Annotated in this window: 8 protein-coding genes; 6 read left to right on the forward strand and 2 right to left on the reverse strand. The window is 56.2% G+C overall.

The features are described from left to right. Together IT781_RS20660 and IT781_RS20665 are read right to left on the reverse strand one after the other, a co-directional pair. Nucleotides 1-2,353: caspase family protein (locus IT781_RS20660; RefSeq protein ID WP_194972064.1), on the reverse strand; the 2,353-nt coding region annotated here is incomplete at its 3' end. A gap of 234 nt (nt 2,354-2,587) precedes the next feature. After that, a complete protein-coding gene (locus IT781_RS20665; protein WP_228779323.1) occupies nt 2,588-3,469 on the reverse strand; it encodes a TOBE domain-containing protein in 882 nt (293 codons plus the stop codon). A gap of 209 nt (nt 3,470-3,678) precedes the next feature. On the opposite strand from IT781_RS20665, the gene IT781_RS20670 reads away from it, so the two are divergent. From IT781_RS20670 to IT781_RS20695, 6 genes are all read left to right on the forward strand, one after another. Then, nucleotides 3,679-5,667: a TonB-dependent siderophore receptor gene (locus IT781_RS20670; protein ID WP_194972065.1), complete on the forward strand. Its 1,989-nt coding sequence runs from the start codon at nt 3,679-3,681 to the stop codon at nt 5,665-5,667. A 15-nt stretch (nt 5,668-5,682) separates the two neighbouring features. After that, the gene (locus IT781_RS20675; RefSeq protein ID WP_194972066.1) at nt 5,683-6,969 is read left to right on the forward strand and encodes an ABC transporter substrate-binding protein; all 1,287 of its coding nucleotides are present in this window, start codon (nt 5,683-5,685) and stop codon (nt 6,967-6,969) included. After that, a complete protein-coding gene (locus IT781_RS20680) occupies nt 6,969-8,321 on the forward strand; it encodes a di-heme oxidoredictase family protein (protein ID WP_194972067.1) in 1,353 nt (450 codons plus the stop codon). Before IT781_RS20675 ends, IT781_RS20680 begins: the two co-directional genes overlap by 1 nt. A 231-nt stretch (nt 8,322-8,552) precedes the next feature. Then, nucleotides 8,553-8,981, forward strand: coding sequence for a molybdopterin-binding protein (locus IT781_RS20685; protein WP_194972068.1), 429 nt, complete (start codon nt 8,553-8,555; stop codon nt 8,979-8,981). Between the two features lie 73 nt (nt 8,982-9,054). Then, nucleotides 9,055-10,233 (forward strand): molybdenum ABC transporter ATP-binding protein, encoded by a 1,179-nt coding sequence (locus tag IT781_RS20690; RefSeq protein ID WP_194972069.1) that lies wholly within the window; start codon nt 9,055-9,057, stop codon nt 10,231-10,233. A 36-nt stretch (nt 10,234-10,269) separates the two neighbouring features. Beyond that, entirely contained in the window at nt 10,270-11,187 is a 918-nt protein-coding gene (locus tag IT781_RS20695; RefSeq protein ID WP_194972070.1) for a LysR family transcriptional regulator, read from the forward strand. The last annotated feature ends 110 nt before the right edge of the window (nt 11,188-11,297 follow it).

The raw sequence follows: 11,297 nt of genomic DNA on the forward strand, positions 1-11,297 counted from the left end.
CATGCTGCATGGCGGAATACTGCGGACTTTGCTGAAAGCCGATCTGTGACGCGGATTGCTTGACTTTGCCGGAGAGGATTCTGTACAGCTCATAATCCTCGAGCAGACCGGTATTGGAGCCCAACGCCTTCAGAAACGCATTGGCAAATACCGAATGGCCGCCGCTGCCTGAATCCAGCACCGGCTTGACGCCGCCTGACGTCATGACGGTTCTGGCCTTGCGGTTGTTCATGAATTTCAGCCATTTTTCACGTTTTTCTTCGGGCATTTCATCCGGCAGGCGCACGATGGACGTTTCAGTCATGGCGCCGGAATAACACGAATCGGCAATGACCAGAATATGCTTGGCTGGCAGAATGCTCAAATACTGCGTGATATTATGGCTGGATAGCCAGTTGGCGTTATTGTCCGGTTCAGCATCGGACGGCAGCCAGTAGGCGCTTTGATCGTTTTTATCGATCTCGCCGTGGCCGGCATAGTAAATCAGCAGATTGTCCTTTTCGGTCAATACCTTTCTCAGATCGTTGAAAGCGGTCATGATCTGATGCCGGCTGGCGTTGACCAACAGCGTGGTTTTATAGCCGTAGCGCGTCCGCAGCATTTCATCGACCGCTTTGGCGTCATTGATCGACGTTTTCAGCGTCGGCAGTTGTTTGTAGTCGTTATTGCCGATAATCAAGGCGTAAAACCGGCCGAAATCAACGGATGGGTAGGATTTCGAGCTGGCTTTGACCGGCAAGGTTTTTTCATCGGCGACTGCTTCCTGATTTTTAGCCAGCAGATTGAAAGTGACGATGCTGTGTTTGCCCTGTTTATCGACTGCTACGATCTTGACCGGCGTCAGCGCGCTCTCAATGGCGATATCGGTGCGGAATGTGCCGTCGGCGTCGACCGGCGTGTCTTGCTCATTGATCTGCAGTGTTTTCAGGCTGTCTGCGGCGCCGACCTTGCCGACGATTTTCTTGCTGCGGTCAATGGATCTTAATTGATAGCTGGGTACGCCGCGGGTCAGCGTCATCGGCGGATCGATGATATCGATGACCGGACCGTTTTGCGCCAACACATTAGACGAAGTGTCTTCAAGGCTTGCCAGCGCCTGTCGCTCCTGCTCGATCGTCTTTTTCAATTCCTTGATCTGCAAGCCCTGAGCCAAAAGCTCGCTCTTGTCCTGCTTGAGCTTGCCGCGCAATTTTTCCAGAGCCAGCTTTTCCTGCGTAGAGCCCGTCTCGGATGCCTTGCCTTCAAGCGCGCTCATGTCGCTTTTGATGCGGATAGAAGTATTGTGATATTCCGCTTCCAGCGATTTCAATTGTTCCTGCAGTTGCTCCAGCTTTTGCCTGGACTGTGCCATCTGCTGCTGGCGGCCTGACTCATTTGCCGCACCGGATGCATCGACCCCAGCCTTGGCTTGCTGCTGTTCTTTATGGAATTGGGTTTCAAGCTGAGAGACTCTGGTTTGCTGGGCATTCAGGCTGGATAATTTCTCTTCCAGGTCTTTTTCCAGAGAGTGGATCAGGGCGTCATTGCGATTGGATTTTCCGCGTTCCTGTTCCAGTTTGTCACGCGTATTGTCGAGCTGTCTGCGCAGATCCGACAGTTTGCGCTGCTGGCTGGACAATTGCTGCCGGGTCTCATCCAGTTCCTTGCGCAGGCTCTTGGCTTCTTCCGCATGGCTTTGCGACTCCTGGCGCAGTTCCTCCAGTTGCGCCTTATAGGTATCGGCCACGGCCGCTTCGGTCACCGAGGCAAACTGCAGATCCGAGTTCGCCAGGCCTGATGCCTTGCGGTACCAGTTCAATGCGGTCGGAATGTCTTTCTTTACGCCCAGGCCTTTCTCATAAAGATAACCGAGGTTGACTTGGGCTCTGGAATTGCCCTGCTCGGCCGCTTTCAAATACCATTGCGCAGCCAGTGCGGGATCAGCCATTCCGCCCAGGCCTTTTTCATAAATCTCGCCCAGCGTCACCTGCGCCTCCGCGTCGCCCTGTTGCGCCTGCGGCAGCCATACTTTCAAAGCCGATGCGAAATTGGCGCGGTCATAAGCCACATATTCGCCGCCGCGAATTTCGCATTCGCCGGCTGTCGTTCTGATGGGGCGACGGCTGGAAATGTAGGTCATTTGGGTGCCGAGCTTGCGGACCTGGCCCGGCAGCAAACAATCGACGACGAAAAGCTTGTCGGTATCTTTCGGCGAAAAGCCTTCCGTCGCGCTAGAATTGTTGAGATCGGTACCGGGGTCGGTTTGGCAGCCGATCAGCACGGTAAAGGATAAACACAGAAAAAAATACTTGGGCCTTGCAGTCCAGGTAAAACGGGCTGTGGAAGAAGCTGTTATTCTTCTTTTAGAAATCATTATTAAATACCCCCCGCATTATTAGCGATGACTCGCATGAATTATAAAATCTTGGCAAGATTGTATCTCATGTGGCTTGCTAATAATATGGCTGAACTTCATGGCCCAAACCGCAGCACATCCTTGCTGCCGCATTCTTTGCCGATTCCGGAAGCTATAAGCTTGTGGGGGCGACTTCAGTCGCCCTATTCCGTTCTCAGACCGAGATTCTCTTATCGTTTCCAGACATAAACCTTACTGCGTCAGCGGATGAGATTCTTCAAGCACCGCCACGGCGAGCATCACGGCATTGCTTTTGAATACGGCATTGACCGGCATATCGCACTTCAGTCCCAGGGATTCAGCGCTGGCTTGGGTTATCGTGGCGGTAAGACTGTCTCCGCCAGGCAACCGGAGCGCGACCTGCGAATCAACGCCGTCCCGCTGCAAGCGAATCACTCTGCTTGGCAGACAGTTGCGCGCCGAGAATTGTTGACGGTTGAAATCGGTAACGATGCCAATCTCCGGAGCGTTGATCAGCAACAACGCATCCTTGCCAATGTTGAGTTCAAGCCGGTCAAGCGTTGACAAACTCAAGTCTGCGGCAACCTGTTCACCGCCTTTTAATTCAACGATCACTTCGGCATTGACGGCGCCGGGCTGAATGCGGGTGATCGTGCCGAACAATTGGTTAGTGGCGCTGGTTTTGATGGCCAACGGTTTAAGCAGCAGCAGCATCTCGGGATCGTCCGCCAGATTCTGATTGAGTTGCCGCAAGAACTGCCGATGCTGCTGCTCCAGCCGGGTAAACAGCTGCAGCAGCGCCTGGCCGGAGGCGGTCAGGCGGGTGCCGCCGCCCTTGCTGCCGCCGGTCGTTGTGGCAATCAACACTTTGGGGGCCAGGTTGTTGGCACGTTCTATCATCTGCCAGGCGCCCTTGTAACTTAAGCCCACCTGCTTGGCGGCCTGGTTGATGGAGCCGCTTTCATCGATAGCCTTCAGCAAGCCGATCATACGGCTGTCCAGTATGCCGGCCAGCCGCAAGTCGCCCTCGATCCAGGCGGTTGGAAAATCGTCGTGGTTTGAATCGCCGATCATTGTCGTGTTGGTTGCCTCGCAAAAAATTAAGTTGAACATTATCTCCTGAATAGAAACAGACTGTTGTCAATTATCGTTATTTACATAAATACATAACGAATTAAAATAGCCTTATTCTTATCGGATGGGAACGAATAAGTCTTGTTTTTGCACTGCCATATTCATCGATGCGCAAGTAAAACCGCGATTATAACCATTCGCGTGCACAAGCCCTTTCCGTATTCTATCAGCATCTAACAGAAAAAATCATGCGCACAACCGCTTTATTGTTAATGATCACAGCTTTCTCCAAAGGAGCATTGGCCGACGATGATATTTTTGATTTAGGCGTTATTGAAGTTAACGCCAAAGTGGAACAGCCTTCCGACAAGGAAACTCTCACCTACGAAGACATAGCGCGCAATAACCGTAACGATGTCGCTTCAGCACTGGATCTGCTGCCCGGCGTTTCAGTGCAGAATTTAGGCGCGCGCAACGAGCGCCTGATCTACCTGCGCGGCTTCAATTCCCGACAAGTGCCGCTGTTCATGGACGGCATTCCGGTGTATGTGCCTTACGACGGCAATGTCGACCTGAACCGGTTTACGACCTTCGACATTGGCCAGATCGACGTCAGCAAAGGCAATGCCTCGGTTCTGTATGGCCCGAACACGCTGGGCGGCAGCGTCAATCTGGTCAGCCGGCGCCCGTCCCGGAAGCTGGAAGCCAATCTGACGGCCGGCATGGGCATGGATTCGCAGTTCGATGCCAATTACTATCAGACGGCGTTGAACTTCGGCTCGAACCAGGGCCTGTGGTATATCCAGGGCGGTGCGTCCTATCTGGACCGGCAGTTCTGGCGGCTTTCCGATGACTTCAAGCCAACCGCCAGCGAGGACGGCGGCATCCGCGAGAATTCGGGCAATACCGATTACAAGGGCAATATCAAGCTTGGCCTCACTCCCAACGCTACTGACGAATACGCCCTCACCTACATCAATCAAAACGGCCGCAAGGACACGCCGCCTTACGCCGGCACCGACAAAACCGTCAGCCCCCGTTTCTGGCGCTGGCCATACTGGGACAAGGAGAGCGTGTATTTCCTGTCGCGGACCCAGTTCGGCGATGCGCATACCGTAAAACTGCGCGCTTACCACGATACCTTTGAGAACAGCCTGCAATCCTATGACGACGCCAGCTACAACAGCATGCGCCGGCCGTATGCCTTCGACAGCCGCTATGATGATTACACGTTCGGCGGCGGCATCGAATACGGGAATACCTGGTTCGACCAGCATGACCTGAAGCTGGCATTCAGCTACAAGCAGGATGTGCACCGCGAAGTCGGCAATAAGGGCCAGCCGCAGCAGCGTTTTGCCGACGAGTTGTTTTCTTACGCAATCGAAGACAGCTACACGCCCCTTGATAACCTCAGATTCGTCGTCGGCGCCAGCTATGACCAGCAGAAACAAATTCAGGCGCAGAACCTGATCGACAACCAACTGGTTTCGTTCCCGCTCAGCGGCACCAAGGACGCCTATAACGTCCAGGGCAGCACCTTTTATCAAATTGCCGATGACTTGCAGTTGCATGCCAGCCTCGCCCGGAAAACCCGGTTTCCGACCATCAAGGACCGCTTTTCCTACCGGCTGGGCACCGCCCTGCCCAATCCCGCCCTGCAGCCGGAAGACGCGCTGAACTATGAACTGGGCCTGGACGGCAAGGCGTTGGGCTGGCTGGATTACGGCGGCAACCTGTTTTTCAGCCAGATCGATGACACCATCGAAAGCGTGACCCTGCCCAACGACAGCTGCAGCCGCCCGCCCTGCTCTCAACTGCAGAATATCGGCCAGCAGGAAAACCTTGGGGTAGAACTGTTCGCGACCGCGCAAATCAATGACCAATGGCGGGCCCATGCCAATTACACCTGGCTGGATCGCAACAACATCAGCAATCCGGGCATTTATCCGACCGACACGCCCCGGCACAAGATTTTCACGTACCTGGAATATCAGCCGGTGCAATACCTGCGCCTGCTCGCCAGCGCCGAATACAACGGCAAGCGCTACAGCAATACCACCGGCACGCGCATCGCGGAAGATTTTGTGGTCGGCAATCTCAAGGCCACCTTCATCGCCACTGAACAGTTGAGTGCCGAATTCGGCGTCAACAACGTGGCCGATCAGAATTACGCCTATGAAGAAGGCTTCCCGGAACCGGGCCGGAATTACTTCGCCAACCTTAATCTGAGTTATTGAGCATCGGGAGCAACAATGAAAAACTTACGCCTCTTGTTCGGACTGATCATTAGCCTGAGCGCCTTTCCGGCCGTCGCCAAGGAGAAACTGACGGTCCTGACCGCCTATCCTGAAGACGTGGTGTCCCGTTTCGAAACCGCGTTCGAACGCGCCTATCCGGACATCGACCTGGTGGTGCTATGGCGTATGCCGCATGACGCGCTGCCGTATTTGAGCCAGCCCAAGCAAGGCGGCGTCGATGTTTACTGGTCCGCCTCGCTGGGTAACTTTATGGTTCTGAAAAATCAGGGGGCCTGGCAAAAACTCGGCATCAGTCGCCAAGGCTTGGCCGACCAGCTCGGCGCCCTGCCGCTGGCCGACCCGGACGGCTTTTTTTGCGCCACCGAAACGGCCGGCTACGGCTTCGCGGTGAATCCGGCTTATCTGCAAAGCCATGGCCTGCCGACGCCGAAAACCTGGCAAGACTTAGCCGATGCGCGTTATCAGGGGCATCTGGCTTTGCCGGTGCCGTCCAGGGTCGGCTTTGCGCCGATGATGATCGACAGCGTCCTGCAGCAATATGGCTGGGATCAGGGCTGGGCGATACTGGCCGGCATCGCCGCCAATGCCCGCCTGGCCGAATCCGGCGCCACCTTCATCACCGATAGCATCGGTTCCGGCGAGCGCGGCATTGGACCGGCCATCGACTTTTTCACGGCCTCGGCCATCGCCAACGGCGCGCCGCTGCAATTCGTCTATCCCGAACCGGCCGCCTATTCGCCGGCCCATATCGCGATCACGGCCGCCAGCCAACACACCGATGCCGCCCGTCAGTTTGTGGCTTTCGTGCTATCGGACGCCGGCCAGAAACGGCTGTTCCATCCCGACATCCGCAAGCTGCCGGTACGGGCCGCCGTTTACGCGGACAAGCCTGACGGATACTACAACCCGTTCGCAGCGGCGGACCTGCATCCGGTCGTTTACGATCCGGTCCACGCATTGCCGCGCCTGGCTTTGAACAATGCGCTGTTTGACCGGCTGTTTACTGATCATCATCCGCGCCTGCAAACTCTCTGGCAGAAGCTGCGCACGCATGAAGCCGCCGGCAAGGACGAACGTCTGGCGAAGATTCGACAGTTGCTGACGGCCGTGCCTGTCGATGCGAAAACGGCTGAAAACCCGGCCATGCAACAGATATTCGCCGACCGATCGACCGATGCGAAAGCCGAAGCAAAAGCTCGGATGCTGGAACAATCCTGGCGCCAGGAGATCGACAGCCGTTATGCCGAAGCTGAACACCTGCTAAAGCAGTTGGAGCCATAATGACGCGCGCCCTGGTAATCCTGTTGGCATTGAGCGGCTCTCTGACGAGCCTGCAGGCGGCTCAAGCCGCAAGCAGTTTCGAAATAGCGGATGCCACGCGCGAGGCCTACTCGCGGATCAATCCGGAGGTAACGCGCGAACAACGGGCCGAAGCGTTGCGCGGCCGCAGCCTGCTCCGGCAGAGCTGGGTTGTGCCGCCGGCCCAAGATATTGAAATCGCCGGGCTCGGCCCGCTTTACAACCAATTGTCCTGCCTGTCCTGCCATCCCAAGAACGGGCGCGGGCAGCCGCCGGAAAATCCGCAGCAGGCCATGCGTTCGATGCTGGTGCGCCTGAGCCTGCCGGGGCTCGATTCGCATGGAGGCTCCTTGCCGCACCCTGTCTACGGCAATCAGTTGAATGAACAAGGCGTTCCCGGCGTATCCGGCGAAGGATCGGTGCGCGTCGATTATCGCGAAGAGCGCGTGACGCTGCCGGATGGCGAAACCGTCAGTTTGAGAACGCCGCGGTACCAATTCGCCGACCTGCAATACGGGCCGCTAGGCGGCGACGTCCAATTCTCCCCGCGCGTCGGACCACCGGTTTTCGGCCTGGGCTTGCTGGAAGCCGTCTCTGACCAGACCATCCTGCAATTGGCTGAAGCAGGCCGGCAGCAGGGCGTCAACGGCCATCCCAATTATGTCTGGGATGCCGAACGGCAGCGTCCGGCAATCGGGCGCTTCGGGCTCAAGGCCAATGTCGCTACGCTCAGGCAGCAAATTGCCGGCGCTTTTATCGGCGACATGGGGATTACCTCATCGTTGCATCCCAAGGAGAATTGCACAGCGGCTCAAATCGCCTGTAAACAGTCGCCATCAGCCCGGCAGCCCGAATTGACCGATGCCCAGCTCGATGCCGTGCTAGGCTATCTGCGCCTGCTGCAAGTCCCGGCCCGGCGGAATGCCGACGATCCGATGGTGCGACAAGGCGAACAGACATTTATCGCCATTGGCTGCGCAGCCTGTCACGCACCGGTTTTGACGACCGGAGAATTTCCCGATCTGCCGGCGCTGTCTGGACAAACCATCCATCCCTATACCGATTTGCTCCTGCACGATATGGGCGATGGCCTGGCTGACCGCCGCCCCGACTATCAAGCTGGCGGGCGAGAGTGGCGCACGCCGCCCTTGTGGGGGATCGGCTTGCTCGAACGCATTAACGAACACAGCTATTTTCTGCATGACGGCCGCGCACGCAACTTGACGGAAGCCGTGCTATGGCATGGGGGCGAGGCGTTGCCTGCCCGGCAACGTTTCGCAGGATTAACAGCCCAAAAACGCCGGGCGGTTATCCGCTTTCTGGAATCGTTATAAACGCTGCGTTTCAGGCTCCGGCAGGCGATGCAACAGAACCGTTGAGCTTTGGACCATGAATCCAAAACTCAACAAAGACCATCTTTTATTGGAGTGTTTCCACATGAAAATTGTGTAAGTCGAAAAATCCATACAGCAGTTACTCAATTTATGCGACAGGTCATTGAGGATACGAAGAAACCGTTTTTTCATCGCCTGCCGGTAGTGATAACCGATCCGCGAGGTATTTATATGAAAGCAAGTGCACGAAATCAGTTTACCGGTACTATCAGCGAAGTGCGCATCGGCGCAGTGAATGCCGAAGTTCATGTCGCCTTGAAAGGTGGAGAGGCGATCGTCGCATCCATTACCAAGGAATCCGTCGAAACGCTGGCAATCCGGACCGGCATGGAGGTTATCGCGCTGGTCAAGGCCCCGCACATCATCATCGTCACCGATTTCGGCGACTACCGGCTTTCGGCGCGCAACCAGCTGCAAGGCACGGTAACCCGGGTTACTCCCGGCGCGGTCAATGCCGAAGTCGACATCGAGTTAGCCGACGGCGAACAAATCGCCGCCACCGTCACCAACGACAGTGTCGAAAAACTGGGTTTGCGCGCAGGTCAGCCGGCTACCGCGGTGTTTAAAGCCGGGTCGGTGATTCTGTCCGCCGCCGGTTGATGTCTCGTACGCCCCGGCCGCAAACCAACTTTCGGTTGCGACTGGGTTGTTCCGTTAATTAATGGAGGTAATCATGCTGCTAGAAATGAATGTAAAACTGCGCCGCGGGCATTTCAACCTGAGCACGTGCCTGTCGATCAATGACGCCAGCGCCGGCCTGTTCGGCCGATCCGGCGCCGGCAAAAGCACGGTACTCGGTCTGATCGCCGGTACTATTCAGCCGCAAAGCGGGCATATCGTGCTGGACGGCAAGATTCTGTTCGACAGCCGCAAAGGCATCATGATGCCGCGCGAACAGCGGCCTGTGGGCGCCGTGCTGCAGGCCGACTGCACCGATTCGGCGGAAACCGTCCGCGATAATCTGAGCGCCGCCTATAATCACACGCTGAAACACCGCCGTATTTTCAAACTGGATTTTTTAATCGAGTTGCTGGAACTGGGACCTATCCTCGATCATGCCATAGAACAGCTTTCCGCCGGTGAACGCCAGCGGGTGGCACTGGCCCGGTCACTGCTCAAATCGCCTCGGCTGTTGCTGCTGGATGATACCTTTGCCGCGATCGGCAACGGTTACCGCTTACAGTTGCTGCCGATTCTGAATCGCTTGCGGGATGAACTAGATTTGCCGGTGCTGTATGCCAGCCAATCTCTGGGCGAGATTCTTGAACTGACCGACCGGCTGATCATATTGGAACAGGGCAAGGTGCTGCACAACGGTTCGCTGCTCGAAGTCGCCAAACATCAAGGCATGATGCGTTATCTGGGTATCCGCCAGATAGACAACATTCTGCCGGTGACGATCAGCCGTCACGATTATCTGGGCGGTTGCAGCCTGGCCCACAGCTTCGGCCTGCCGCTGACCTTGCCATTACGGCCGCATTTGGCTGTCGGCAGTCAGGCCCAAGTATCGATACGCGCCAACGACATAGCTTTATCGCGCTGCTATATCGACGGCATATCGATTCAAAATCAAATCAAGGGACGCATCTGTGCATTGATTTCCAGCGGAGAAAGCCTGATCGTACAAGTCGATTGCGGCAACACGCTGCTGGCCGAAATTACGCCGTTCGCATGTCGGGATATGGCCTTGCAGGAGGGTGAAGTTATCTATTGCCTGATCAAAACCCACTCCATTACCTACCTCACCGAGCTTGACGCACTGCCCCATCAACGAGTGGTCAGCCATGGCGATGGACACTATTACCTCGATGCAACCGGAGCGGCCAATAGCGGTGGCTTATTGCTTGAATAACCGACAGTTCTCAGTCTTTCAACAAACCAATGCATTATGTTTATCCGTCAAATCCATTATCTGCTGGCGCTATCGAAAACCGGACATTTCGGCCGTGCGGCGGAAGCGTGTTACGTTTCTCAACCGGCCTTGTCCTCCGCCATCCAGCATCTTGAGGAAGAACTAGGCATTACCATCGTTCAACGCGGCCAGCGCTTTCATGGCTTTACCACTGACGGCGAGCGCCTGTTAAAATGGGCACGAATGCTGGCACAAGACTGGGAATCCATGAAACAGGAGGCGGCGCAGTGTCACCGGCAGCTTACCGGCACGCTCCGCCTCGGCGCCATTCCCACGACGCTGGCCGTAACGCCGTTATTGACCGGACCGTTCCAGCATGATTATCCCGGCGTTGGCGTCACACTGATTTCATTGAGCTCCGATGAGATGATCCGCCAACTGGATAGTTTCGAGCTGGATTTGGGCCTGACCTATTTGGATGACCCCAGGCTCAAAGGTTTCAGAACTTTACCGCTATACCGTGAACGGCATGTGCTGCTGGCCCGCAGCCCGGCCCCCCGCTTGATCAAAAGCAACTTGTGCTGGCGAGATTTGGCGGAACTGCCTTTGTGCTTGTTGACCCAGAACATGCAAAACCGCCGCCTGATCGATGCGGCCTTCCGCGAAGCGGACATCATTCCCAATGTGGTGTTGGAAACCGACTCGGTATTCGCCTTATACGCGCATGTCCGCAGCGCCACGCTGTACAGCGTGGTGCCGCACAGCCTGTTGAACCTGTTTGAAATGCGTCAGGAAGTCACCGCCCTGCCGTTGCTTCCGGAACTGTCGCGGGAAATCGGCCTGATCGCCCGCCGGCAGGAATTGGCGCCGCCGTTACAGGATGCGGTTTGGCACATTGCCCATCATCTGAATCTGCAACACCGGTTCGATTCGCTGATCGCTATGAACTATTAGCCCACTCTCCAAAGCACTTACAAGGCATCGTACTTTTTGGAGGCATCACTACCCTAATGCCGTTAAGTTAAGCCGTTCGTGGTGAGCCCTTCGGCTGCGCTCAGGACAGG

Source organism: Methylobacter sp. BlB1 (genome assembly GCF_015476545.1).
In the GTDB taxonomy this organism is placed as follows: domain Bacteria; phylum Pseudomonadota; class Gammaproteobacteria; order Methylococcales; family Methylomonadaceae; genus Methylobacter.